23 protein-coding genes and 5 pseudogenes are annotated in these 25,457 nt (G+C 37.4%); 9 read left to right on the top strand and 19 right to left on the bottom strand.

Annotation, left to right across the window (positions count from 1 at the left end; genetic code table 11):
• Positions 1-14 precede the first annotated feature (14 nt).
• Positions 15-1,625 carry an FGGY-family carbohydrate kinase gene (locus LQ203_RS02685; RefSeq protein WP_230155458.1) on the bottom strand — a complete coding sequence of 537 codons (1,611 nt, stop codon included), beginning with the start codon at positions 1,623-1,625 and terminating at the stop codon, positions 15-17.
• A gap of 350 nt (positions 1,626-1,975) precedes the next feature.
• Between LQ203_RS02685 and LQ203_RS02680 the strand changes: the two genes are divergently transcribed.
• A complete protein-coding gene (locus LQ203_RS02680) occupies positions 1,976-3,067 on the top strand; it encodes a GntR family transcriptional regulator (protein ID WP_230155456.1) in 1,092 nt (363 codons plus the stop codon).
• A gap of 14 nt (positions 3,068-3,081) precedes the next feature.
• On the opposite strand, the pseudogene LQ203_RS02675 reads toward LQ203_RS02680, so the two are convergent.
• Positions 3,082-3,334 (bottom strand): annotated as a pseudogene (locus LQ203_RS02675) (IS110 family transposase); the annotation flags it as partial.
• A gap of 244 nt (positions 3,335-3,578) precedes the next feature.
• On the opposite strand from LQ203_RS02675, the gene LQ203_RS02670 reads away from it, so the two are divergent.
• Complete coding sequence (locus LQ203_RS02670; protein WP_290370511.1) at positions 3,579-3,755, top strand: small acid-soluble spore protein H; 177 nt, start codon at positions 3,579-3,581, stop codon at positions 3,753-3,755.
• 462 nt (positions 3,756-4,217) lie between these two features.
• Here LQ203_RS02670 and LQ203_RS02665 read toward each other — a convergent pair whose 3' ends face one another.
• The 4 genes from LQ203_RS02665 to LQ203_RS02650 form a co-directional block, all read right to left on the bottom strand.
• A complete protein-coding gene (locus tag LQ203_RS02665) occupies positions 4,218-4,391 on the bottom strand; it encodes a hypothetical protein (RefSeq protein ID WP_230155454.1) in 174 nt (57 codons plus the stop codon).
• A gap of 610 nt (positions 4,392-5,001) precedes the next feature.
• Positions 5,002-5,712, bottom strand: coding sequence for a B3/4 domain-containing protein (locus LQ203_RS02660; protein WP_230155452.1), 711 nt, complete (start codon positions 5,710-5,712; stop codon positions 5,002-5,004).
• Positions 5,713-5,799: 87 nt separating this feature from the next.
• A complete protein-coding gene (locus LQ203_RS02655) occupies positions 5,800-6,438 on the bottom strand; it encodes a LysE family translocator (protein WP_230155450.1) in 639 nt (212 codons plus the stop codon).
• A 268-nt stretch (positions 6,439-6,706) separates the two neighbouring features.
• Positions 6,707-7,339, bottom strand: coding sequence for an FMN-binding negative transcriptional regulator (locus LQ203_RS02650; protein ID WP_230156115.1), 633 nt, complete (start codon positions 7,337-7,339; stop codon positions 6,707-6,709).
• Between the two features lie 133 nt (positions 7,340-7,472).
• On the opposite strand from LQ203_RS02650, the gene LQ203_RS02645 reads away from it, so the two are divergent.
• Positions 7,473-8,858 (top strand): PLP-dependent aminotransferase family protein, encoded by a 1,386-nt coding sequence (locus LQ203_RS02645; RefSeq protein ID WP_230155448.1) that lies wholly within the window; start codon positions 7,473-7,475, stop codon positions 8,856-8,858.
• Between the two features lie 95 nt (positions 8,859-8,953).
• A pseudogene (locus tag LQ203_RS02640) lies at positions 8,954-9,179 on the top strand (SMR family transporter); the annotation flags it as partial.
• A 105-nt stretch (positions 9,180-9,284) separates the two neighbouring features.
• Here the strand turns inward: LQ203_RS02640 and LQ203_RS02635 are convergent.
• Together LQ203_RS02635 and LQ203_RS02630 are read right to left on the bottom strand one after the other, a co-directional pair.
• A pseudogene (locus LQ203_RS02635) lies at positions 9,285-9,896 on the bottom strand (FMN-binding negative transcriptional regulator).
• A gap of 591 nt (positions 9,897-10,487) precedes the next feature.
• Positions 10,488-10,636 (bottom strand): annotated as a pseudogene (locus tag LQ203_RS02630) (IS110 family transposase); the annotation flags it as partial.
• A 528-nt stretch (positions 10,637-11,164) separates the two neighbouring features.
• Here LQ203_RS02630 and LQ203_RS02625 point away from each other — a divergent pair.
• The 3 genes and pseudogenes from LQ203_RS02625 to LQ203_RS02615 form a co-directional block, all read left to right on the top strand.
• Complete coding sequence (locus tag LQ203_RS02625; RefSeq protein ID WP_290370520.1) at positions 11,165-12,088, top strand: LysR family transcriptional regulator; 924 nt, start codon at positions 11,165-11,167, stop codon at positions 12,086-12,088.
• A 116-nt stretch (positions 12,089-12,204) separates the two neighbouring features.
• The gene (locus LQ203_RS02620) at positions 12,205-12,843 is read left to right on the top strand and encodes an HD domain-containing protein (protein ID WP_230155444.1); all 639 of its coding nucleotides are present in this window, start codon (positions 12,205-12,207) and stop codon (positions 12,841-12,843) included.
• An 8-nt stretch (positions 12,844-12,851) separates the two neighbouring features.
• Positions 12,852-13,267, top strand: a pseudogene (locus tag LQ203_RS02615) (integrase core domain-containing protein); the annotation flags it as partial.
• A gap of 491 nt (positions 13,268-13,758) precedes the next feature.
• Here LQ203_RS02615 and LQ203_RS02610 read toward each other — a convergent pair.
• Both LQ203_RS02610 and LQ203_RS02605 read right to left on the bottom strand, forming a co-directional pair.
• On the bottom strand, positions 13,759-15,291 hold the full coding sequence (locus LQ203_RS02610) for a flotillin family protein (RefSeq protein ID WP_230155442.1): 1,533 nt from the start codon (positions 15,289-15,291) through the stop codon (positions 13,759-13,761).
• Positions 15,292-15,312: 21 nt separating this feature from the next.
• On the bottom strand, positions 15,313-15,831 hold the full coding sequence (locus LQ203_RS02605; RefSeq protein ID WP_230155440.1) for a hypothetical protein: 519 nt from the start codon (positions 15,829-15,831) through the stop codon (positions 15,313-15,315).
• Between the two features lie 323 nt (positions 15,832-16,154).
• On the opposite strand from LQ203_RS02605, the gene LQ203_RS02600 reads away from it, so the two are divergent.
• The gene (locus tag LQ203_RS02600) at positions 16,155-16,727 is read left to right on the top strand and encodes a biotin transporter BioY (protein ID WP_230155438.1); all 573 of its coding nucleotides are present in this window, start codon (positions 16,155-16,157) and stop codon (positions 16,725-16,727) included.
• A 304-nt stretch (positions 16,728-17,031) separates the two neighbouring features.
• Here the strand turns inward: LQ203_RS02600 and LQ203_RS02595 are convergent, their stop codons facing one another.
• Both LQ203_RS02595 and LQ203_RS02590 read right to left on the bottom strand, forming a co-directional pair.
• Positions 17,032-17,517, bottom strand: coding sequence for a YusW family protein (locus LQ203_RS02595; RefSeq protein ID WP_230155436.1), 486 nt, complete (start codon positions 17,515-17,517; stop codon positions 17,032-17,034).
• 113 nt (positions 17,518-17,630) lie between these two features.
• The gene (locus LQ203_RS02590; RefSeq protein ID WP_230155428.1) at positions 17,631-18,275 is read right to left on the bottom strand and encodes a hemolysin III family protein; all 645 of its coding nucleotides are present in this window, start codon (positions 18,273-18,275) and stop codon (positions 17,631-17,633) included.
• A gap of 158 nt (positions 18,276-18,433) precedes the next feature.
• Between LQ203_RS02590 and LQ203_RS02585 the strand changes: the two genes are divergently transcribed.
• Complete coding sequence (locus LQ203_RS02585; RefSeq protein ID WP_230155427.1) at positions 18,434-19,021, top strand: metalloregulator ArsR/SmtB family transcription factor; 588 nt, start codon at positions 18,434-18,436, stop codon at positions 19,019-19,021.
• A 60-nt stretch (positions 19,022-19,081) separates the two neighbouring features.
• Here LQ203_RS02585 and LQ203_RS02580 read toward each other — a convergent pair whose 3' ends face one another.
• From LQ203_RS02580 to LQ203_RS02550, 7 genes are all read right to left on the bottom strand, one after another.
• A complete protein-coding gene (locus LQ203_RS02580; protein ID WP_230155426.1) occupies positions 19,082-19,687 on the bottom strand; it encodes a cell wall hydrolase in 606 nt (201 codons plus the stop codon).
• Positions 19,688-19,793: 106 nt separating this feature from the next.
• A complete protein-coding gene (locus LQ203_RS02575; RefSeq protein ID WP_230155425.1) occupies positions 19,794-20,369 on the bottom strand; it encodes a GNAT family protein in 576 nt (191 codons plus the stop codon).
• A gap of 39 nt (positions 20,370-20,408) precedes the next feature.
• Positions 20,409-20,813, bottom strand: coding sequence for a secondary thiamine-phosphate synthase enzyme YjbQ (locus LQ203_RS02570; RefSeq protein WP_230155424.1), 405 nt, complete (start codon positions 20,811-20,813; stop codon positions 20,409-20,411).
• A 385-nt stretch (positions 20,814-21,198) separates the two neighbouring features.
• Positions 21,199-21,435, bottom strand: a complete 237-nt coding sequence (locus tag LQ203_RS02565) for a hypothetical protein (protein WP_230155423.1) — start codon at positions 21,433-21,435, stop codon at positions 21,199-21,201.
• A 422-nt stretch (positions 21,436-21,857) separates the two neighbouring features.
• On the bottom strand, positions 21,858-23,756 hold the full coding sequence (locus tag LQ203_RS02560) for a PTS fructose transporter subunit IIABC (protein WP_230155421.1): 1,899 nt from the start codon (positions 23,754-23,756) through the stop codon (positions 21,858-21,860).
• 4 nt (positions 23,757-23,760) lie between these two features.
• Positions 23,761-24,681 (bottom strand): 1-phosphofructokinase, encoded by a 921-nt coding sequence (gene pfkB / locus LQ203_RS02555; RefSeq protein WP_230155419.1) that lies wholly within the window; start codon positions 24,679-24,681, stop codon positions 23,761-23,763.
• Entirely contained in the window at positions 24,681-25,433 is a 753-nt protein-coding gene (locus LQ203_RS02550; protein ID WP_230155417.1) for a DeoR/GlpR family DNA-binding transcription regulator, read from the bottom strand. Before LQ203_RS02550 ends, pfkB begins: the two co-directional genes overlap by 1 nt.
• Between the last annotated feature and the right edge of the window lie 24 nt (positions 25,434-25,457).

Raw genomic sequence — 25,457 nt, 5'->3', positions numbered from 1 at the left:
CTCCAGTTTTCCACTCATAACATCAAATTGTCTACAGCGGCCTGCTCAATCACTAAACCCTTCCTGTATCTTTCAATAAATGCTTCAAATCCTTTAACATCTACTTGATCAGGATAAATTTCTTGCCCATCAACCTCTTCGAATACTTTTTTGTCGAGGAAGTCTTCTAAACTTTCTTTTTGATCTTTATTCATCATGTAAGATGCAAGAATCGCCATTCCCCACGCGCCGCCTTCTCCTGCTGTTGACATAACTGATACTGGAGTATTCAATGCAGCGGCAACAATTTTTTGTCCAACAAGAGGAGTTTTAAATAAACCACCGTGAGCCAAAATACGATCAATTGCAACATTTTCTTCCTTTGTCAAAATACCCATTCCGATTTTCAAAGCACCGAAAGCAGTAAATAGGTGAGTCCGCATGAAGTTTGCTAAATTGAAATGACTCTCAGGCGAACGAACAAATAATGGTCGCCCTTTTTCTAATCCTGTGATATTTTCACCTGAGAAATAACCGTAGCTAAGCAAACCGCCACCATCTGGATCCGCTTCCAAAGCCTTATTCAACATTACTTCAAATAATTTATTTGTATCAACCTTTTGTCCCATTGCCTCAGAAAATTCACGGAACAATCCCAGCCAAGCATTGAGATCACTTGAACAGTTATTCGCGTGAACCATTCCAACTGGACTTCCGTTTGGTGTAGTTACCAAATCAATTTCTGGATATACTTTTGAAAGTTCTTTCTCTAGTACAATCATGGCAAAAACAGAAGTTCCTACTGATACGTTTCCAGTACGTTTCCTCACACTATTCGTAGCAACCATTCCAGTTCCAGCATCGCCTTCTGGTGGGCAAATTGGAGTGCCTGGTTGTAAATTTCTTGATCTATCTAGGATTTTCGCTCCAATTTCGGTTAATTCACCCGCTTGCTCGCCTGAAATGTATACTTTAGGAAGAATCTCTTTTAGCTTCCAAGGATAACCTTTCGTCGCAATTAAATCGTCAAACTGCTTGACCATTGATTCATTGTAATCTTGCGTTGATTCATCAATTGGGAACATGCCTGAAGCATCTCCAACTCCAATTGCTTTATTACCAGTCAATAACCAGTGAATGTATCCAGCCAAAGTCGTAATACAATCAATGCGAGGCAAATGTTTCTCTTCATTTAATATTGCTTGATAAAGGTGAGCAATACTCCATCGTTCAGGGATATTAAATTGAAATTGATTAGTTAATTCTTTTGCTGCAACACCAGTTGTTGAGTTACGCCAAGTTCGAAACGGAACAAGTAGCTCCCCTGTACTGTCAAAAGCCATATACCCATGCATCATTGCAGAAAATCCAATAGAACCTATCTTTCGAATTGTAATTCCGTAATTTCGTTCAACTTCTTGCTTCATTTCACTATAAGCTGTTTGCAGACCAGTGATAATATCCACTAAGTTGTACGTCCAAATTCCATCTTCCAAGAGGTTCTCCCACTCATAACTTCCAGATGCGATTGTTTCATAACGATTATCAATCAACACCGCTTTAATACGTGTGGATCCAAATTCGATTCCAAGTGAAGTTTCTCCCTCGGTAATCGCTTGTTTATTTTTTAATATAGTGGTTTGCACGTTAATCCCCCTCCTGACAGCGCTTTCAATAAAAGGAGGCGCTTAAATTTATTTACAACCATATTATATTTTTTTGTACGTACATTTGTCAACAGTCAATATTATTTATACTTACAACTTTTAAGAGATATCCTCCATCCTCACCTTAAAATTAGTAATTAGTAATAAAGGAATTTATATGACATAAAACCTAAATGGTAAATAGGCAGAATTTATAACTTTTCAATAGTTTATACAAAAAACTCAGGTGATTTGTTTTAATTTATTTAAAATCATGTTAAAATATGTCCGCACAAATATTTTAAGCAAATAAATTAGAATGCAAACAACTATGAAAGAAGTGAGGTTTAATGAAACCAAAGTATCAGGTAATCATTGATGATTTAAAAAATAAAATCCTTACAGGTGAATTTAGTGTAGGGGAACAAATTCCTACTGAAACAGTCATGCAAGAAATGTACAACGTTAGCCGACACACTGTACGAAAGTCCATTTTAGAATTATCAAACGAGGGATTCTTAAGAAGTGAAAAAGGATCTGGCACATATGTTAGTAACCAATATCAATCAAAATATGGTGGCAATTCCAAAAATAAAACGATCGGTGTAATCACGACCTACATTTCTGATTACATTTTCCCTTCTATTATCCGCGGAATTGAAAGAAGATTGAATGAAGATAATTATTCGTTACTATTAGCCAGTACAAATAATGATGTCGAACAAGAAAAAAAAGCCTTGGAAATGATGTTGTCATTTGGCGTGGATGGTTTGATTATTGAACCTACAAAAAGCAATCTTTACAATCCCAACATCGCTTACTACCTATTGTTTAAGGAACAAGAGGTTCCATTCATCATGATCAACGCTTATTATGAAGAATTAGAGGTTCCTTTCTTTTGCCTAGATGATGTGCAGTCAAGCTACCTCGCAACAAAAGAATTGATTTCGAAAGGACACACCCAAATTGGACTCATTTCGAAAATGGATGATTTACAAGGAAAGTATCGAATGAAGGGATATATAAAAGCACTGGGAGAAGCCAAATTACGCTTTCAACCAGAGCAATTGCTTTCGTATACTACAGAAACGAAGCTAGACCTATACACGAACTTGAAAGGGTTCCTAAATGAAAATAGAGACGTGTTGACTGCCATTGTTTGCTATAACGACGAGGTAGGGTTGGAAGTAGCAAATGTATGCAGACAACTTGATATTTCTATTCCCGAACAATTATCAATTATTGGCCAGGACAATTCTTATATTGCGAAAAATGCTAATATCAAACTAACGACATTGACACACCCACAAGAACAAATGGGACATGATGCAGCTGATTGGGTCATTAAGAAATTACAAGGAAAGAAGGATTTACCAAACGAAACCTATTATCAACCAGTGTTAATTGAAGGCGAAACTGTCAAAGAGTTAGAAATACAATAATCTTAGTGTGTGATGCCTGTAGGCTCCATTCCCACAATGGCTGCCTCCAGTTTATTAAATCTTTGAAGGCTTATCCATCCATTTTAATAAACCAGCAAATCCATCTTCATTATTTTCAAATGCAAGTGGGTCTACGACTACAATTCCACGGAAGTTCACTGCTCTAGCCACATGTAATTGTTGGGCAATATCCACTCTAACTACAAGGTGTTTATCGGAAATTCTCTCGATTAGTTGATTTTGTTTATCTTGCATTTTAAACTTCATATTAGGGTTCCTCCTAAGGTTTTGAGTTAGAGTGGTGTCTTACTCATATCTTACTGAGGAGCCCTATTTTTTTCAAAGCTAAAAAATAACGAACTACAGGAATGGCTGCCTCAGCAACCTCCCTTTTTGAAGTATGCACCTATTAGTTCAGTAAGGGTGTAAGGGTTCTTGGAAGTATTTTAATAAAACAAGTATCATCTAAGGAAATTGGAACAAATATTATAACTGTTCCAAACCAAGTGAGGTGGCTAAACGAACAGAAAAAATTGCTTCTTCGCCAATTATGGCTAATGTAACCTACAACGAGAGAAGTATCTACATCGAGCACGTAGATGAACAAAATGGAACAGCTTCAATCCATTCCCTTGATGAACCAAATAAAAAACAGAGTGTTTCTGTAACCAGCTTAAAAGAACAGTAATTTGTCAATATTTCCTCAATACATTAATAAACTTCCACCTTGGGCTGGTGGTTTCATGTTAGATTAAGTTCATTGACCATCTTCTTTAACAATCTATCCCCTTGTTTAAGTCTACACTATATCTCTTTGCCACCTCTTTCCTGGTGGATTCCTGAAGCTCCCTAGATATAAATAAAGTACAAATATCAAATGATACATACATGCCAACTATAGAGAATTTTGATATGAAATTTGACTCGTCTGCTAGTGACCATATAAGAAGAATTTGGGCATTTACAATAGCTTTATTACAAACTTCAAATGCATATGCTGGGAACCATTCAGGAATGCTGATTTTTGATGAACCTGGGCAGCACAGTATTGTAGTAGTTTTAAGGGGGCTTATAGGCTAAACTATAATTTATCTTTATACTCCCTAACTTCTTATAAAAAGTTAGTCTTTTTGATTCCGATTTCTTGTATTTATTCTATTACTATAATCTCTTTTGATTTCCAGTGAGCATACGCTTCTTTATAATCTTCAGTTATCATGACTATCATGACCTTTGGTCGGCCAAAAACTGTGCCATTTTGCCCAGCGACATCAATTCCTTCTTGCTGCCGTTTTCGAATCCGGTCCCGATCTTCTTCAGCCATCCAGGAAAGAATCTGCAAAACTATATCCGCAATTAACGTCCCCAAACTATATTAAATTAAGTCGTATCCACCATTAATATCTAGTGAATATTCCTGAGGAATCTCGAAACTCTTCCTTGTTCCTCCAAGTATTGAATAACAGTGGCAATGCCCTGTAGATTCTAAAATGACATAGGCATCTGCCCTGCCACTTCTTCAATCTCTTTTAAAAAATCTAAAAAAATGATCTAATTCCGTCAATTGTTAACTAAAGCAGGATCAGTGCTTCTTTTCTATATGGGATGCCACCAGAAAAGCAGATTAACAACGTTAAGGATACTTCTGTGTTAAATCCCAATCTCACAGTATTAAAAATAAGAAATTGGGATTTAATATTTAAAAACTACTCCCCTCTTGTTGAATAGGGTTATAATCTAGAAATCTAGTTATCTACTTCTGATGTTATGAAGTAACGCGATTCATGAATATACGGGTTTCATAGTTGGATTCAAGAAGATACATTTGTCACTTATCTTAAATCTTGTCTGTTTTGAAAACATTGGATAAATCGTACTTTGAATCTAATTCCAAACATCCCCAGAACAAAATATCATTTTTAAACGCTATTTGACTAATCAAAGATTGTAATTTCCCTATTATTAATATCTAACACTTCAATCTTCACAATACCACCAAGTTTATGTGACACTAAATCAGCCAATACTTTAAGCGCCATATGAAACTCATCACTTCTTGTTTCATCTATTAATTCAATACAGAGGAATGCATTTTTCGTATTTTCTGTTAGCATCGTCCTCAGAGTTTCACGCCAATTCCAGCATCTGCATATTGCACCGTCATCATCTTTATAAACAACTTCACCTTCATATGGTGAAGCATTTCCATCATTTCCCAACGGGATAAACGGTTCGTTACCATTTGCCTGCGTTAGCCGAATATCGCCTACAAAAGTGTCGATATCTTCTCCGCCACATGGAAGCCCATAACGCAATGAAATTGAATTATAGATGTCAACAAGCGGGTTTATTGTTCCGATATGATTGCCATTTTTCACTCTTTTTAATAAAGCTTCAATGGAGCACCTTGCCCCTTTCTTTGTCTTGAATTTCTGAAAAGCTTCTCGCCAAACAAATATGACTGGATTACTACTGAATTCTTCCATTTTGAGAAATTTATGTGCTTCTTTCTCTGCCTCCCTCAGCAGCTTTTCGTAGAATTCAACGTCCTTTATTGAATTATCAATCCCCTGGCAAATAACGGTGCCTATTTTTGCATGAGGGAATAACGACCAAAAATCATCTTCAATGATAAATCTAGGCATAAAATATCTCTCCATTCATTTTACTTATTGTCTTAGTAGAATCGCTATTTGTTGTGTAACAATACGATAAATTTCATCGTAACATTCTTATGTTTTGGAGGGGCTCGCAAAGACGGAGAATACCCCTAGAACAATATATAAATAACCAGTTACCCGATTCTGTAACTTTGAATTCTTTTTACTACCCAGAATCCGCTTTCTAATACTTGCTGCAAGAACTGCATACAGACCATCACTAATAAAAGCTAGGATAATAAATATAGTTCCTAAAAGTAAAAATTGTATTGTGACTGATCCGGCAGAAGGTGATATGAATTGCGGAAAGAAAGCTAAAAAAAAGAGTGCTGTCTTAGGATTCATTACTTCTACGAGCGCTGATTCGTAAAATATCTTTACTAACTTTTTACGAGGGGCTTTTGGAGTTTCTAAAGTCGCTCTATCAGATGTAGCAAATAAAGTCTTACACCCCAGATAGATAAGATAAGCAGCACCCAAGTATTTAACGATATTAAAGGCTGTTGCTGATGTCATAAGGATCGCAGAAACTCCAATGGCTCCAGCTAAAACGTGAACAGAACCACCAAGGGATACACCAAGAACTGATACTAGGCCCGCTTTCTTCCCTTGATCTATACTTCTTGCCATAATATACAACACAGCTGGTCCAGGTATTATTAACAATGTAGCTGCAGTAATTACAAATAGCCAAATATTTGAAAACTCCATTAAAAGCAACTCCTTGTTGTATTTTTGCACATGATTTGATTGGGCTCCTCCTTGAATGGTGAAAGCAAGGTTACACTTTTTTAAGGTTCGCTTTCATCAAGGAGGCGATTTGTTACTCATTTAGAAAAGGATTCTGTTCCAACTGTTTTTTTAATGAGCTCTTGACTGTGTAAGGAATGGTTTTGACTTACCTTTACTTTCCCTTAAAAAGTGATAAACACCATTTTTGCTTTTAGGGGTGCCACCCAAAACGTAATAATGAGGCCAATCATTTAATTAACCCTTTCCGTTGCTCACGCATCCATTGAGCAACCTGAAATTCCCTAGGTTCATTTGATTTTTCAAGCTCTGTAATAATCGCTTTGTAATCGGTGTTATTACGATTCTGACTCATTTTGGCTGCAGCTTGAATAGATGTGATTTCAATTTCAAAACCCACTATTCCTTTCATTTCACTCTTAAGCAACTCTGGATCAAACGTTTCCCAGGTTCGACCATTTTCTCGGTGAGACTCATAGTGTTTAAGCATAGTATCCAAAGAGGATTTCAGCTCGTCTTCAGTGATTACACGTACTGATCCATACGCATGTACGGCTAGATAGTCCCATGTAGGAACCTCTTCGCACTGATACCAACTTGATGAAATGTAAGCGTGCGGCCCTTGAAAAATGAGTAACACATCGCTATTATTGTCTAAAGTTTTTTTCTGCATGTTTCCGTATGCAATGTGCCCAGTCGCATAGATTTTCCCTTCATCTTCCCGAATTTCCAAAGGAATATGCGTAGCCAAGGGACGATGTTCATCAACAGTAATCATTAAGGCAAATGGGTTAGACTTCATCATTTGAACTGCTTCTTCATTTTTCATACGATATTGCTTAGGTATGTACACAATAATCATCCTTTCAACTTGTATTTGAGTTTTTAAAAATATAAGCATTAAAAATAAATATCCGATAGAAAAATAATATTATACAAATTGACATGAAAAAAGGTACAATAATAAAAAAATATACATGTCAGAGGGAATGCAAATGAATAATACCATTTTTACTTTTAATGATAACTCCCCAAAATACAAACAAATCTACGAGAAATTTAAATCATATATTGAACAAGGAGACATTTTGGCGAATGAGCAATTACCCTCCATTCGTCAACTTGCAGATTCCTTACATGTAAGCCGTAATACAACTTTACTGGCATATGAACAACTTGTTGCTGAAGGGTATATTCGTGGAGAGGGCAGAAAAGGTTATTTTGCAAATGAGTTAGAACCGCTAATATTTCAGGAGCCATTAACCTCTTATAATAAAAAGCAGACTGAGTCCAAGAAACCTCCGGTAGTTAATTTCAGGGCAGATGCCGTTGATCAAGCACATTTCCCACTAAAAATTTGGAGGAGAATTGCTAATCAAGTATTAACATTACAGGATAGCTTTCGATACGGAGAACCATTTGGGGAAGAATGCCTGCGCGAACAAATCTCCACATATTTATTTCAATCACGCGGAGTGAAAACAAATGCAAATGCAATTATTATCGGAAGCAGTACCCAACAAATGCTTGTATACCTTGGACATATACTGAAGGATGAATTCCAGAGTATTATAGTTGAAGACCCTGGTTACGACGGTGCTAGGGAAGCCTTTCAATTCCATCGTTTTATGTTTGAAACTTTGCCTGTTTATGAAACAGGTGCTGAGCTTGCACAATTAGAACAAATGAAATCACGATTAATCTATGTAACCCCTTCCCATCAAAGTCCAATTGGAGTAAGCATGTCTATTCAACAACGGCAAATGCTTATTCATTGGGTTAACAAGATGCGTGGATATATTATAGAAGACGATTATGATAGTGAATTTCGCTATACACAAAAACCATTTCCTGCTCTTGCCTCCATTGATTCAGCAAGAGTCATTTATTTAGGGAATTTCTCGAAGTCCTTTCTTCCAGGAATTCGTTTAAGTTATATGGTCTTGCCACAGCCATTATTAAATCGTTTTAAAAATCAGTTTCTTCATTTTGAAGCTACTACCTCCCTTCTTAGCCAGCTTACAATGGCCAAACTAATGGAAGAGGGAGAATGGAGTCGACATATAAAACGAATGCGCCTTGTTTATAAAAGAAAAATGCAGCACTTAGTATCCGCATTACAAGAGCAATTCGCTCAAAATATATCCATTATTGGTGAACAATCTGGTCTGTACGTATTAGTCAAAGTACATCTGAAGCATTCAGAAGAATGGTTAATTCAACAAGCTTCCTTTCATGGTGTTACGGTGTATCCTACGTCCCTCTACTTCATTAAAAATAACACCGACGGACCAATGGTTAAACTAGGTTTCAGTAATCTTTCTTCAAATGAAATTGATGTGGGTGTGAAACTCTTAAAGAAGGCATGGTTAAAAGAATAACTCCACAATTTTTTGAACAAACGAATTGTAGGTGTTTTATCCTGTTTTATTTGAGTTGTTTGGTGTTGCAAAAATATTCTTCATAGGGACCTTAAAAATCTCTAGCCTTATTAGTTATTGGATTTGGAGCAAGATTTACATTTTTATCCTATGCAATGGAAACACTTCTACGGGGACAGCTTATGGAATATGGACGGGAATTGGTGCGTCAGGTGGAGCAATATTTGGAATGATTTTATACGGAGATTCTAAAGATTGGAAGAGCTAGTTTTTATTAGGATGGCATTAAGTGCAACTGGAGGTCTAAAACTTGTTTCTTAATAAATAAATTGAAGGATAATTTAAAGCCTAATTTCCATCTAAAATTAGGCTTAATTATTTAACAAATCTACCACATTAGTTGAACAAGACAAAGTCGAATAACTTTTATTTTTGTAAATTTTTCTTCATAAGAGATGCTACTTGTATATTATCTTGTTGAGAAGTGTTTTCTAGATGCTTAATAATTAATTCTTGACGTTCCACAGGGTGATTTTGACTTAATTTAGATTTCGCTTCAATTTTTGTGATTTTTATTTTAAATGCTACAATCCCTTTACTCATTCCTTCGATAAATCTGGAATCTACATCCTTTAAATTGTATGGGCTATCTGGACTTTCATATTTGTTTACCAGATCATTTAGAGAATCGAATATGACTTTTTGATCTTCGACAATCTCCATCTTTCCATATACATGGATAGACACATAATTCCAAGTAGGAACTGCCTTCGTTGTTTCATACCAAGACGGAGATATATAACAGTGAGGACCTTGGAAAACCGCAAGAACTTATTGGTATTCTATTTCCTTCCATTGTTCGTTTGGGCGGGCAAAATGACCATATAAAGCACTTTCACCTTTATTTAATTTGAGTGGAAGATGGGTAGCGTATGGTTCTCCATTGTGTTGAGAAAATAAAGTGGCAAAGCTGTACTTTTCGATAAAATCATAAATTTTTTCTTCATCCTTGAGTTGAAAATGGTTAGGTATATACATGATTTAGCTCCTCCTTGATAAAGCCTTTGTAATTTGCGGCTATCTCAAATTTTAAGTATTTTATGAAATATTTTATAATGTAAACTGACATCTAAAAAGGAACAATTATTAATAATTTAACATGTCAACGGAGATTACAATTTTTCAAACAACAGATATATTTGAAGTTGCAAAGCAAGAGAACACTCCTAAGACATCTGCCGATCTTGATCGTATTCTTTGTTCCGAAAATACTAAAGCTCTACTTACACTTATAAATCAAGTGGTGAAGTAAACTTGAATATAAATTCCATCCTATGGATGGGGACAATTATGAGTTTATAATTCGTTTGCCTTTTAATGGAACAAAATATGAAACTGAAAATATAATGATATTAGCAGTACTAACAACTTCAACAACAAAATAAGCTATTACTATATTCTAATACCAAGTTGATCCACTCTTCACTGTTAAGTAATCACATACACAACAAGTTTTACAAGCAAAGTAACTTAAAAACAAGTCTGATGACATCAGACTTGTTTTTTATTAGGTATAATAAAAAAATATTTCGAAAGGAATGAAGCCGAAGGTTGATGACCACCAGCTTACCTCTCTACTTCATGAAAGAACTCTAATAAACTATCTAAACCTTCAGAGTGTTTGATACTAAAGCTCTTACGATATGGTTTTCCTTTATCTAAATATGCTTGGACCTGACTTTCCCGTTTTAAAAATCCAGACCAATGAATAAATTCATACTCTATCTCCGCCTAAAATATTAAAATAGCCGGTATCCCCTAATGGCTCCTTGTAATGTCATAGGTCCGCTTGTTAAACGGGATCGTTGTCCCAACTAGGCCTGAAACATGTTTATACAAGTAGGGGATGAACAGTTTAGCTGACGGATTAAGTCCGGCGGGTAGAACGTTCTACCCCGAATACAGTTATAATATGACCCTATAGAAAAAAGTCAACCAGAATATCCGGCAAATCTTATGACGAACGCGTGCAATAGCTTCAAGAACCGAGCTGTCTTTTAAGGCTGTCACTTTAGGAGTTATTTTGCACTTATTTTTGCTTTCAAATCAAAAATAAGTGTGTTCAGAAAAATTAGAAACTTATTTATGAACCAAAATAACAGATTGCTAATGGTGTTTTTTTTATCCAGCAATCAGGTCAAAATGTGGAATAATTCCATCAAATAAAGTAACTTAATAACTAGATTATTTTATTGGAAGCATACAGATAGCAAATAATTATTTTCATTAGAAAGGATTGAAATAGTATCGAACTAAGACATTTAGAATATTTTTTAATGGTCAGTAAAGAACTACACTTTACAAAAGCAGCTGAAAAATTAGGTATTTCGCAACCAACTTTAAGCCATCAAATTAAAATGCTAGAACAAGATGTAGGCTATGCACTTTTTAACCGTATTGGTAAGAAGATAGAGCTTACTAAGGTGGGAGCAATTGTACAACAAGAAGCATTGAATATTCAAAATTCCTTACAAAGTATATCTTCTCAAATTAAAGCCCTTACAAAAGTAGAAATCGGGGAATTGAAAATTGCTGTGTTACCAGGAGAAATAACTGATTTGGTAGCTACTTTGTGCATTAAATTTAACCAATTATATCCGAACATAAAAGTGTTTGTTCAAAGTACGGATCAAGTGGAAAAGGCTGTTTTAGAGAATCAAGCTGATTTTGGTATTGGTTTTGAATTCAATCGCAATGATATGTTGCTGGTAACGAAGTTGTATAATGAAGAATTTTACCTGATTAGTAATCAAAGTAATGAAGATCAGAAGGTTTCATTTTCCGATGTTTTAGACAGTACTCTTATTTTATTTCCAAATATCCATCAATGCAGAAAAATACTTGATAAAACGAGTATTGAGGTTGGCAGGCAGTTAGAACCTATTGTCGAAACGTCTAGCATTGAATCTATCTTGAAGCTCGTTCGAAATGGGGTTGGCCGCAGTTTTGTTTCGCGTACATTATATGAATTTTATGATACTGAGGATTTATTTTTCCAACGTATTGAAAAACCATCTTTGACTAGAGCTGTTTATCTCGTGATGAAAAAGAATTGTTTTATCAATTATGCAGCACGTAAGTATATTAAGTTATTATTATGTGAAATCGAAAGGCTACGTTTTCATACAGAAAAAGATGAAATAACTTCTTTGAAACGTTCTATATTATAGTTTTTATCTATTATTATCATAGAAATGAAGGAATAGATAAATGATAAATTCCTCTTTACAATGAATACAAGTTCATGAGGATGAGAACTATCAAATTGTAAAGGGGATTTCCAATTATGTCTCAAGAAGTAGCAGGTATTAAAATTCCAGATTCCCGATTGGCTAAAGAAGCAGCAGATATTTTACGCGAGCATGGGGACGACTTGTTGTGGAATCATTCAAATCGTGTGTTTTTATTTGGTGCAGTCAACGGAAAAAAAACGAAGCATAATTATGATTTAGAGTTGCTATATGTTAGTGCATTATTCCATGATTTAGGCTTAACAAAAAAATTCAGTAGTCCAGATTTACGATTTGAAGTAGATGGAGCAAATGCAGCGAGAAGTTTTTTACAGCAGTATCAAATTCCAGATGAGTCGATTCGTCTTGTATGGGATGCTATTGCGTTACATACGACACCTGGCGTTGCAGAACATAAAGAGTCTGAAGTGGCACTACTCTTTTCAGGTGTTGGTTTAGATGTGATGGGAGATGGTTTTGAACAATTCCCTGACGACTTGCGTGAAGAAATTATAAAAGCCTTCCCACGTAACAATTTCAAGAAGGACATTATTCCAGCGTTTTATGAGGGCTTTAAGCATAAGCTAGAAACTACTTTTGGCAATATGAAGGAAGATATTATTGAATATTTTAGACCGGAATATAAAAATAAAAATTTCTGTGATTGTATTTTGCATTCACCATGGACAGAATAGGGAAATTGGACCTTCATTCTAAGAAAATAGTTGGGTGTTCATTTTCTCGATCAATGACGACAGAACTGGTTATACAAGCTTTCAATAACGCTCACTTTTCCCAAAAGCCCTCGGAGGGCTTAGTTCTTAATACGGATTTTTCTCACAATATACAAGTAGTGAGTTTACTCAACATATCCAAAATCATCAGATTAAGCGATCCTTTAGTCAGAAAGGTTGCCCGTACGATAATGCCTGTATTGAATCCTTTCATGCCCTATTAAAAAAGGAAGAAGTCAACCACGTACAATATCTAGACTATCAAACAGCTAAATTAACGATGTTCCAATTTATTGAAGGTTGGTATAACCGAAAAAGAATCCACAGCAACTTGGGCTATCAAACCCCACAAGCCATTGAAGATTTAATTAGGAATACAGCTTAAGATTTAACTTTTTTGTATCCAAAATATTGACTCAAATCCAAGGATTGGGCTTACTGTTTTAGATACATATTCGTATAGTTTAATAATAGTTAACTTTCTCCAAACTTACCCACCAGAGGACTTAGCTGATTTGGAGTTGTAGCTAGTATTGATCCGTCATCCTCAATGAGTATGGGAATCGACTTTGAAGATGGGAAAGGACCCATTGTATACGGCAGTAGGATTTCTGTTTCGCTACAATACCAAACGGCAACACCTATGAATATTCAATCGAGTTCACAGAATAAATGTCCATGCACTTCAACAAGAAGAAGCAACAGATTGTATATCTGTTGCTTCTTCTTGTATGATTTGGCCCTATTGCTCTTAATGGCTATTTCTTCAATATTATTTATGTTATTTACATTCTTTTTTGTCTTTTGCAGTACTTCTTATTCTAATGCAACAGCTTTAATTTCATGTGATGAACAGTATTATTAACATCTTCTCTGCTACTCTTCCTTGCCTGCTGCCAAATTCTTATTTGCTTCAACATTCTCTTGATTGATGGCGGACAATGGTATATTTCGCTTTCCTGAGAAATTCTCAAGCAAGTCTTTAACATCAATGCCCGAAGAAGCCTTTAATGATTCCTGCAGTGTCGCCATTAAATTCGTTGCATACCCGGTCACTTTATTAGCCCCGCCATTCGCACCGCTTCCACCCGTGTCCACAACAGTAATTTTGTCAATATTACTAAGAGGGCTTGCCACTTGTTTAGCATACTCCGGCAGCATTTTCAAAATCATATCCATAACGGCCGCTTGGCCGAACTGTTCAAAAGCTTCAGCAATCTTCTGCTTGGCTTCAGCCTCGGCTACCCCTTTTAACCGGATGATTTCGGCTTCAGTGGTACCTTGTGCCCTTTGTGCGTCCGCTTTAGCAAGACCATCCATTCGAACACGTTCCGCTTCTGCTTTCGCCATGGCTTCAATTTTATACTTATCGGCATCCGCTTCTGTAATTTGTTTCATCTTGTTAGCGGAAGCAGCCTGCTCTACCGCATAACGGTCGGCATCCGCCTTTTTCTTCACTTCTGAATCATATTGCTTTTCACGGCGGAGGATTTCTTTTTCCTCTAACTCGATCTGCTTCTGTCGTTCGATGATCCTGATTTGCATTTCCTGTTCCGTTACATCCTGCTTGGATCTGGCCGTTTCAAGATCATATGCTTGGTCAGCACGTGCTTTGGCAATATCTTGCTCACGTCTGAACTCAGCTACCTTCAGCTTGTTTATTTTTTCAGCTTCGGCAATTTCTGTTGCCCTCTCAAGTTCGGCTTGCTGTGCTTCCTTCGACGCTTCGGCACGCTTGATTCGCGTTTCTTTCTCTGCTTCTGCGGTAGCTATATCGGCATCTCTCTTGACTTGTGCAATTCTTGGCTTACCAAGGGATTCAAGATATCCATTTTTGTCACGAACATCTTTTATTGTGAATGATACGATGATGAGCCCCATTTTAGCTAAATCCTGGGAGGCTACCCTCTGTACTTCCTGGGAAAACTTTTCGCGATTTTTATAAATTTCCTCTACTGTCATCGAACCAAGTATGGAGCGAAGATGTCCTTCTAATACTTCACGGGCTTCCTGTTCTCGGTCATCTTTCGATTTGCCAAGAAATTGCTCAGCCGCTGTGGCAATATCCGTGATCGAGCTGCCAATCTTGATAATTGACACGCCATCAGCCATGACTGGAACACCCTGTTCTGTGTATACTTCGGGAGTTGAGACCTCAAGTTTGCTTGACAACAAGCTCAACGGTTCTGCTTGCTGGAACACCGGCAGAACGAAAGCCCCTCCACCTCGAACGATCTTGATTTTATTTCCTGATTCGTCGATGTGAACATTTTTGCTTCCTAAGTAGCTTCCGGTCACAATCAATGCTTCATCAGGACCGGCCGTTCGATATTTTGTAATAAAGACAGCAATAAGTGCGATAAGTAAAAATGCAACAATGGCGACGACAACCCAAATCAAATTAAACATAAACTACCTCCTACCCTTTTTTTAATCCTGATGGGGCAATACATAGACAACCCCATTTTTAACTTCGATGATCAAGACTTTTGTATCCGAAACAATTCCTTCATTTTTATAACTGGCCGCAGTTTTCGCGATGCTTCCACTGAGACTTTCAATCAGGACTTCCCCAAATCCGTCAACAGGGATTGATGTCAGGACCCTGCCAACCCTCCCTCTCAGGTCATTTTCATGAAATGTTAGACTCTCTTCCGCTGATGAGATGGGAATCAAAACAAATACATTCAATAAGGTGACGATGGAAAATGAAAAAAGCAGTGAAATGCCAGCACTCCATCCACTATTCAGTCCTGTAAGTGATTCAAGCAAAAAACCACTGGCAAAAAATACGGTCAAAAAACTAAAAATGAGCGTTGGATTAAATATATCCGGTAATTCCAGGCCAGAAAATATATCATTAAACAAGATAAATAAGAAAGTTAGCCCTCCGAATATGATTAATCCATATAAATAGACTGTTTCAAATGGAACTCCAAATAAATCCATCTCTTTCATCCTTTAAATTTGATTTTTCTAAGTCGCATCCTTTTTACGACCTAGGCTAAGCGTCTTATCTTCCTAATGAAAAAACTATGTTCATAATCCCCTCCAATTTCTTTGCTTACCATTCATACGAATAACAGCTTCAAAAAGTTTCATATTTTTCCAAGTTTGAAGATACCCTCCATTTTTTCGTTTTTTTTATTACTCGACCATTTTACAAACAGCTTGATAAAATTCATAATATTATTGACAGTGTTTGCTTAACAGATTAAAATTCATTATATGTTAACTAGTTCGATAATAGGTTTACAATAGGAGGAAGCACGATGAAGGAAAGGCATGAGAAGTTAAGAATGATGATGGTTACAGCCTTATTTGCAGCACTTATTGGAATACTTGCCCAAATTACAATTCCACTGCCCTTGGTACCGATTACAGGACAGACTCTGGCTGTAGGACTGGCTGCCACGATACTAGGTTCACGTTATGGAACTTCATCCGTTTTATTATACTTGTTCATAGGAGCTGCAGGAGTACCAGTGTTCGCTGAAATGTCTGGAGGACTAGCCAAAATATTCGGTCCAACCGGTGGTTATTTATTATCCTATATCCCGACAGTATATATAACCGGCTTGATATTGGAAAAAACTCGTTTTTCAGTTGCTATGGCTTTTGTCGCAAATATAATCGGGATGATCCTCACCTTGATCATCGGTACGGTTTGGTTAAAATATATGAGCTCATTATCATGGACAGTAGCGTTTGCCAGTGGTTTTGCTCCATTTATAATTGTAGGCATTCTGAAGGCCTTCCTTGCATCATGGCTTGGTATTACAATCCGGTCAAGGTTAGCGTCGGCTAACATGCTGCCAAAGAAAAATCCAACAATTTCCCAATGAGGATCATTGGGTGAATGAAAGAGAGGGTACCGCTTTGCGGTACCCTCTCTCATCTTGTTACTATTTACTGAAATCATAATTTTAAAAAAGACCACTTTTACAAAAAAAGACTCTTATAAAAAGAATCTTTTTTTACAAGTGTTTATTGCGGTCCTATCCCCATAAGTCCGAATATGAATAGCAATTGTATGTGAACCCCTTTGCTAACCGTACTTATTTTACTATAGGAACAGCTTTTTGACAACTATTGCGGATACACGTTACCATTTTTTTGACTTTAAGAAGAGGATAGTAACGGTTTTAGTTATTTATTATTCACTTTATATTCTTTCTTCGTATTATCATCGAAAACGACCTCTAAGTCGAATTCTTCATAGTCATCCTTCAAATCAAAAGCTTTTGTCACTTCTTGAATGACTTCTTCCTCTGTTGAATCCTTGGTGAATGTCAATTTTTCTAAAATCGGTGTCAATTCTTCCATTGCTTCATCACCTTGAACTTCATGTTTGTTTAGTTTGTCATCGATTGAAGCTTCTGTTTGAGCTCCCATTGTATCATATTCAGCTTCGTATTCGTTATCATTGCCCGCATAATCCACTTCTAATTGAAAATCCTTGTAAGTGAAAGGCAGTTTATCATTATTATCCGTCCCTGTTCCAGGATTTGTTTCTGCTTGATTTTCATTTTCCTGAACCGGGGGGTTTTTCACTTCATCGTTTTCTTCCCCGCATCCAGCCAAAACAAGCATAGCGGCAAACGGGACTGATATTATTTTGATGGTTTTTCTCATTAGCACTTCCTCCTTAGTCTATATACCTTATCTATTTCCTAATAGGGTTTATTTAAAACCTCAAAAATCCCTCAGATATAAAATCGACCAAGTTAGATAACTTTCAGGATTGATCATAGTGGAATGATATAAAGCAATACAGCAAAAAAGTGTGTTACAGACCCCCCAAGCACGAATACATGCCAAACTGCGTGATGGAACGGAAAACCGCGCCAAACATAAAAGATAGCCCCAAACGTATAAAGCAATCCCCCTGCAATCAGTAACTGTATACCAGCTGAAGGCATCGTGGCTGTAAGCGGTCCCCATACGATAACGATCATCCACCCCATCGCAATATAGAGAATGGTTGAAAGGAATAGGAATTTTTTCACATAGAAAGCTTTGAAGACGACGCCAATGATTGCGACTGCCCAAATGATTCCAAGCAATGTCCAGCCTAGTGACCCTTGTATCACTAGCAGCATGATCGGTGTGTATGTTCCTGCGATGAAAATATATATGGCTGAATGATCAAAGATTTCAAATATATCCTTCGTTTTTCCTTGTGGAAAACTATGAACTAAAGTAGATGAGACATATAAAATAAGCATCGAAACGCCATAAATGACTGAAATGACTACATGCCACGGCGAGCCTTTCTGGACTGAGAAAATGATTAAAAATACAAGAGCCGCAATACTCAGCAAAGCACCGACTCCGTGAGTTATCGCATTGACCACTTCTTCTTTTTTTGTATAAACATGCGTATTAGCCATTTTACAGCTCCTTAATCAACGAATAAAAATCTATTACTATACATCTCAATTATACATTAGTTCTTCAAATCAATATAGAAAAGTAAAAATTAACTTGAAAACCACTGACTAGTTAGACTATCATCTAATTAGACATTGATCTAACTAGGGGGATGAACGTGCAATTAGAAAAATTGGTCGCTTTCCATAAAACGATAGGTGATGTGACTAGGATAAGGATTCTATCCATTCTTGCAAATGGTCCCAAACACGGCCAGGCACTTGCCGGAATATTAAAGTTAACAGCTCCAACCATATCGCACCATATAACGAAATTGAAAGACGTTAATTTGGTGACGGATCGGAGGGAAAAAAATACGGTATATTATTTTTTGAATGAAGATGTCCTGGAGCATTATTCTGCAGCATTACCTAAAATGGTTTCAAATAAGGGGGATACTAATAAAGTGGATAATCAAAAGCTGATTGTAGAGCATAAAAAAATCCTTGATAATTTCTTTACAGCAGATGGTCGATTAAAAACCATCCCAGCCCAAAGAAAAAAGAAAATGATCGTTCTATATCATATAGCCAACTCATTGGAAAACGGGCGTAAGTATTCAGAAAAAGAATTGAATGAATTCATTCAGACCTTCCATGATGATTATGCAACAATAAGACGTGAACTCATTATCGGCAGCATCATGTACCGCGAAAACAACATATATGAATTGAATCCCCGAGAAATGTGGGCTGATATCGTTTAATAAACCTTTTTATAGGTAAAAAACCGGCCCTCCCTTAACACGGGTGTGCCGGTTCTTCATTTAAGTTGATATAGCAAAATGGTGGCCGCCGATAATTTTGATTACCTCCAAATGTTTCATCCATTCACTGTCCGAAATACTCGGGTTCCAGAAATACAATGCATCATTTGTGTAACCATGAATTGCTAACGCTTCATTGACAGCCTTCTTGGCATCAGCTCCGGCAGGTTTGTTTATGCTGCCATCACCAACAGGCGAGAATTGATTTTTTTGATAGATCACTTCCCGGACCGTATCAGGAAATTCTTTGCTATCAAGGCGATTCAATACTACTCCTGCTACCTCTACCTTTCCTCTGTAAGGCTCCCCTTTTGCTTCTGCGTGCACAAGTCTTGCCAATAATTCTTTATCTTTTTCATTCATTACATGTGGAATAATCAATGTTTTACCAGGCTCGGCAACATTATTGACATTATGATTGACTTCTTTTAACTTCCCGATTGGTACTCCATACTGCTTCGCAATATCCCATATCGATTCACCTTGTTTGATGACATGTTCGGTTGCCCCATCAGAAGCTTTACTGGTCGTTCCTTTAGGAAAAACTATCCCAAGTACGATGACGCTTAGAGTTATTATCACGGGTATTAATATTGATAATTTCATCCTGTAACCTCCTCGTTAAGCATCTACCTAGGATAACAGACCCTTTTCGATAAAACAGTGCTAAATTTTTTCCAAGGAAAACAAGGAAAATAATTACATAGATCAGTTAACTTCGATATTTTAAAGATTCCCATTCTTCACGCAGTATTCCCATTCTGATTGAATCATAATAAAATCCATTAAAATAACGGCATTTTCTCATTCTTCCCTCTACCTGCATTCCTACTTTTTCTCCAACAGCCATCATACGCTCATTACCTGACCAAGTCGTCAGTCCTACTCGTTCAATAAGCATATTTTCAAACAAATAGCCTATAAACATCTTTAATGCCTCGGTTCCATAACCGCCATTCCAATACTTAGGATTAAAAATCGTTATGCCGATTTCAAGCCAACGTGATGGTTCATGTTCCCAATAATGTACAACCGAACCGATTATTTGATTATTTTTCTCCATCAAAAGCTCGGAATAAGCCCCCATCTTCTCATCATAGGCTCTATGCTTCATTTCTTTATCTGTATACGTATTGAAATCAATGAGTTCAAGAGGGTAATAAGGGGCATCCCACTTTTTCCATTCTGGATTGACTTCTCCATATTTCAGACTCCACAAACGTTTTAAATCGGCTTGTTTAACGTTCCTCAATATCACTCTGCTTCCTTCAATCCAAACATCATCCAATCCGTTTCCTCCCACTTCATCCTTGGTGAACCTGCGATTTTACCGGTCGACACCTAATTTTATAAAATATTGTCTCTCTCTAGGGCCATCGAATTCACAAAAATACACCCCTTGCCATGTACCAAGGATTAAACTCCCTTTATGAATGATCACCTGTTGTGAAGAACCAACCGTACTTGATTTCAAGTGGGCTGCTGTATTTCCTTCCATATGTAAATCCAAAGTATGATTCCATGGGTATTGCTCATCCAATCTTCTAAGCATATCCTTTTTGACATCTGGATCTGCATTTTCATTAATTGTGATCCCAGCAGTTGTATGTGGGCAATAAATAAGAGCTATCCCCTCTTGAATCCCGCTTTCCGAGATGAATGCCTGTACTTCTATCGTAACATCAATCATATCATCCCTTTTAGTCGTTTTTAAGATATTTTTCTTCAACATGTTCGTTCACTCCTTTTGTTCGTTTTTATATTCCTTTACCCATAAACATAAAAATTCACGCTTTAATAAGACAGTCGATATTAAGATTAGCAAAACTTATCGACTGTAATCAAAAGATTTAGCCACCCTTATTATTTTTTTTGTTTTAATATTGGATTTATAAGCAATGAGGGGGTATTTTAAATCACAATTCCAATTAGCCTCTCCTACATAAAGTCGACCGATTGAGGAAGTTTTTCTCGGAGATTCTATTGTTAGAGGGGATACCTGCAGCCTTAAAAAGGTATGGGGGAGTATGGTTTGAATCCGGATTGATCAATTGAGGACTGCGCGAAAAATCCAATCCAAACCACATTTAATAAATAATCATATATCTTTTATTACATTAGTTCTCACCCAATTCTAACTCCTTTATGGTCGTGCCATCCGTGGTTAATCGGAACAGACCGAACATAACTGGATTAGCTTGCACGAATCCTTCACGCATTAAATCTTTAAGCGACTGATTTACACAGGATAGATTTCCCCATTCTTTCGGAAGACGGCCAGCAATTTGCATCGGTGTCTGCCATTCAGTGGTTAATGATAGCAACAAGCTTCGTTGTTTTTGGGTCAAGTCCATACTTTCTTCCTCCCTGTTTTTAGGTCATCATTACAATATTGTACGTTCTTAATGACTGATACGTTTCGTTAATCGGTAACAAACATCTATCTACAATGATTTTTCTTATAGATACATTATCACTTCAATATTGTGAAAACCCAATTAGACAAAGCTCGATGAAGAAAACAAGGAGATTAAAGAAAGTTCAAGTGATTCTTAAGAGTGGCTACTATGTGCAACAGAGCAAAACCGTTTGACTATTCGTTTTATGCGGCAGCAGACAATACGCATGATAGTCATATCTTAGAGCCTCTATCTATAACTGCTTCCATCCAATAAAAAAATCAAAAAGGTTTCGGAATGAGGCCATTCCGAAACCTTTTTGTCTACAAACTGAATGCGGATCCAATGTACTTGGACCCGCTTTCTTTCAGTGTTTTTTATATCCGTTTCTTTTTCCAGAACCCCAATAGTAAGGCGGTGATGAGGGATCCTATTAAAATGGCCAGTAAATAGAGAAATGGGTGATTGACAAGTGGGATGACAAATATTCCACCATGTGGTGCAGGGAGAGTCACGTTAAAAGCCATTGATAGTGCTCCCGCTGTCGCTGCACCGATAACACTGCTAATGATAACACGCAATGGATCCGCTGCCGCAAAAGGAATGGCTCCTTCTGTAATGAACGAAGCACCCATGAAGTAATTAGTGAACCCTGATTTTCTTTCCATTTCAGTGAATTTGCTTTTAAAGAATGTAGTGGCAAAGGCAATCCCTAGAGGAGGAACCATTCCACCAGCCATTACAGCAGCATGCGGTCCAAAACTTTGAGCTTCAATGGCCGCTAGCCCAAAAGTGAAGGCAGCCTTGTTTAGGGGACCACCCATATCTACAGCCATCATCCCCCCAAGAATCAATCCAAGGAATATTGCGTTCGTACCAGATAAACCTTGCAGCCAATTGGTCAAGCCCATGTTAATTGCGGTTACTGGTTCATTTATGAGAAATAGCATGATCAAACCTGTAATTAACATGCCGAAGACTGGATAAAGTAAAACTGGTTTAATGCCTTCGAGCGTATGTGGTAACTTGGAGAACACTTTCTTTAAAAGTAAGACGACATATCCTGCAAGGAAACCGGCTATTAGTCCGCCAAGAAAACCGGCGTTCGCTTGTGCTGCTAATAATCCCCCAACCATACCAGGAGCAAAACCTGGTCGATCGGCTATACTCGAAGCAATGAATCCGGCAAGGACAGGAACAAGTAAGAAGAAAGCACCATTCGTTCCACCCCCAATATCACTTAATGCTTTGGCAATGGGATTATATTCCGGATTAGCGGGATCGGCTGCCTCGATTCCAAAAAAGAAAGAAAGCGCAACCAAGATACCGCCTCCGACAACAAATGGAAGCATATTACTTACACCATTCATCAAGTGCTTGTATATCCCAAGCCCTCCTTTTGAAGAATCACCTTCATCACTTTTATCATTTCTATTTCCATTTCCATTGAAAACAGGGGCATCTTGATTCAAGGCTCTTGTTAATAGCTCCTCGGTCTTCCGAATCCCATGAGCAACCGGAACAATGATGACATGTTTTCCATTAAAACGATCCATTTCCACCTGCTTATCCGCTGCAACGATAATTGCATCCGCCTCTTCAATTTCGGCAGATGTTAAACCATTCTTGATTCCTGTTGAACCATTTGTTTCTACTTTGAAATCAATTCCCATTTCCTTCGCTTTCGCCTTTAACGCATCAGCTGCCATATAAGTATGGGCAATTCCTGTTGGACAGGCTGTAACGGCAAGGATTTTTCCTTTTTTATAACTGCCATCACCGTTATTTGATTGCTTCTCTTCTCTTTCTTCTTCATCCGCTTCCATTTCTTTTTGATTGATGATCTCTAACACTTCTTCACCAGAGGAAGCCGAAATCAATTTGGCTCTGAATTTATCATCCATCAGTAGTGATGAAAGTCGGGAAAGGGTTTCCAAGTGATCCGCATTCGCACCTTCACTTGCTGCAATCATAAAGAACAGATGGGCTGGCTGGCCGTCCAGCGATTCATAATCCACTCCATTAACTGATTTGCCGAAACAGATGGCAGGAATCCTTACAGCACTTGTTTTAGCGTGTGGAATGGCTATCCCTTCACCAATCCCTGTTGTGCTTTGTTCTTCACGTTTTAAGATAGCGGCTTTGAAAGCCTCCCTATCGTTTAATCTGTCAGCCTTGGCTAACTGCCCTGATAGTTCATCAATGACAGCTTGCTTTGTAACACTTTGTAAATTGATTATGATTGTATCCAATTTTAATAAATCAGTAATCTTCATAGAGTCAGCCTCCTGTTAGTTGAACGATTTCAATTTGCGGTGTTAACTCTTCGATTTTATCCATAGTACAAAGATCGGATGAGAAGGCTGTTGCGCTCCCTGCTGCAAGGCTGAATCGAAAAGCAGATAATATATCCTCAGTTTTTTCATATGTCCCTATAAAACCAGCCACCATGGAATCACCGGCACCTACTGAGTTAATGACTTTTCCTTTTGGTACATTTGCGGAATATGACTCTCCCATCGAACAAAGCACGGCACCCTGTCCTGCCATTGAAACAATGACATTCTGTGCTCCTGCTTCAACCAATTTCGTGCCATATTCGATTGCATCATCAACAGTTCTAATTTCAGTAGAAAAAAGGTCACCCAATTCATGATGGTTAGGCTTTATCAGAAATGGCCGATATGGAAGGACATTCAATAATTCCTTACCACTCGTATCTACCACCACTTTAATGCCGTTATCTGAACAAGACTTAGCCATGGCTTCGTATACATCCGAAGGAACGCTTGAAGGGATGCTGCCTGACAAAATGAGAATATCATTATTTTGCAACTGTTCAATCTGGCTAAATAATTGTTGATAATTCCCTTTAGATATAACGGGCCCTTGGCTATTAATTTCGGTCTCCAACCCAGTTTTCAATTTAATGTTGATTCTTGTATCTCCCGCTATCTCTGTAAAGTCGGTGAAGATCTCTTCTTGTCTTAAAAATCTTTTTACAAATTCACCAGTTTGTCCCCCGATGAATCCTAAAGCTGTCGTAACATTTCCAAGTCTTTTAAGCACTCGGGAAACATTAATCCCTTTCCCTCCTGGGAATTTGGCATCATAACTAGTTCGATTCACCTTGCCTATTTGAAAGCTTTCCACCTCGACCAGATAATCGATGGATGGGTTGAGTGTCACTGTATATATCATTAAATGGTCACGACCTTTACCTGAGGATTTTTATGAAGTTGAGCAATCGCCTCTTCATCATTGCAATCAGTAATGATTATGGCATCGCTTACATCTGCAACCTTTGCGAAAGTGGCATCATTCAGTTTTGAACTGTCAGCAAGCACGTAGGTTTCGTTAGAAAGCCGTAATGCCATCTTCTTCAATAGAGCTTCTTCCGGGTCCGGAGTTGTAAAACCCAGTTCTTGATGGATTCCGTTCATTCCCAAGAAACATTTATCAAAACGGTATTCATTTAAAAATTGTACAGCATTACTTCCTATAACCGCATTTGTCGAGAATTTAATCGTTCCACCAACTAAAACAGTCTTGATTTCCAATTCGATCAGTTTTGGAATATGCATAAGACCATTTGTCAGGACAGTTACATTCTTATCCTTTAAATAAGGAATCATTTCTGCAGTTGTGGTACCAGCATCAAGATATATACAATCATTTTTCTCAATGAATGAAGACGCTAGCTTTGCTATCCGTTGTTTTTCAGCTATTGCTTTATTTAGCTTTTCCATAGTAGTTGGTTCAAGGCCTTTTCTTTGAAGTAAAGAGGCCCCGCCATGCACACGTTTCAAGTGCTTCATTTCTTCTAGTTGCACTAAATCTCTACGTATGGTCGACTCCGAGGCTTGTAATTGATCTACAAGCTCCTGAAGCTTTATCGTTCCTTGTTCTTTAAGAATCGATAAGATGATCTGGTGCCTTTCAGTTGTCAGCAATCCGCCCACCTCACTTTAATATCA

Origin of the sequence: Peribacillus sp. Bi96 (assembly GCF_918698115.1) — a bacterium.
GTDB lineage: Bacteria > Bacillota > Bacilli > Bacillales > DSM-1321 > Peribacillus.
Note: the sequence above shows the minus strand (reverse complement) of the source record. Positions and strands in the feature narration are given on the sequence as shown.

Bases quoted from the DNA above. Each gene is read 5' to 3' on its own strand.
- LQ203_RS02680 (WP_230155456.1), top strand. From the start codon at position 1,976: ATGAAACCAAAGTATCAGGTAATCATTGATGATTTAAAAAATAAAATC.
- LQ203_RS02665 (WP_230155454.1), bottom strand. From the start codon at position 4,391: ATGGCTGAAGAAGATCGGGACCGGATTCGAAAACGGCAGCAAGAAGGA.
- LQ203_RS02660 (WP_230155452.1), bottom strand. From the start codon at position 5,712: ATGCCTAGATTTATCATTGAAGATGATTTTTGGTCGTTATTCCCTCAT.
- LQ203_RS02655 (WP_230155450.1), bottom strand. From the start codon at position 6,438: ATGGAGTTTTCAAATATTTGGCTATTTGTAATTACTGCAGCTACATTG.
- LQ203_RS02650 (WP_230156115.1), bottom strand. From the start codon at position 7,339: ATGATTATTGTGTACATACCTAAGCAATATCGTATGAAAAATGAAGAA.
- LQ203_RS02645 (WP_230155448.1), top strand. From the start codon at position 7,473: ATGAATAATACCATTTTTACTTTTAATGATAACTCCCCAAAATACAAA.
- LQ203_RS02620 (WP_230155444.1), top strand. From the start codon at position 12,205: ATGTCTCAAGAAGTAGCAGGTATTAAAATTCCAGATTCCCGATTGGCT.
- LQ203_RS02610 (WP_230155442.1), bottom strand. From the start codon at position 15,291: ATGTTTAATTTGATTTGGGTTGTCGTCGCCATTGTTGCATTTTTACTT.
- LQ203_RS02605 (WP_230155440.1), bottom strand. From the start codon at position 15,831: ATGGATTTATTTGGAGTTCCATTTGAAACAGTCTATTTATATGGATTA.
- LQ203_RS02600 (WP_230155438.1), top strand. From the start codon at position 16,155: ATGAAGGAAAGGCATGAGAAGTTAAGAATGATGATGGTTACAGCCTTA.
- LQ203_RS02595 (WP_230155436.1), bottom strand. From the start codon at position 17,517: ATGAGAAAAACCATCAAAATAATATCAGTCCCGTTTGCCGCTATGCTT.
- LQ203_RS02590 (WP_230155428.1), bottom strand. From the start codon at position 18,275: ATGGCTAATACGCATGTTTATACAAAAAAAGAAGAAGTGGTCAATGCG.
- LQ203_RS02580 (WP_230155426.1), bottom strand. From the start codon at position 19,687: ATGAAATTATCAATATTAATACCCGTGATAATAACTCTAAGCGTCATC.
- LQ203_RS02570 (WP_230155424.1), bottom strand. From the start codon at position 20,813: ATGTTGAAGAAAAATATCTTAAAAACGACTAAAAGGGATGATATGATT.
- LQ203_RS02565 (WP_230155423.1), bottom strand. From the start codon at position 21,435: ATGGACTTGACCCAAAAACAACGAAGCTTGTTGCTATCATTAACCACT.
- LQ203_RS02560 (WP_230155421.1), bottom strand. From the start codon at position 23,756: ATGAAGATTACTGATTTATTAAAATTGGATACAATCATAATCAATTTA.
- pfkB (WP_230155419.1), bottom strand. From the start codon at position 24,681: ATGATATATACAGTGACACTCAACCCATCCATCGATTATCTGGTCGAG.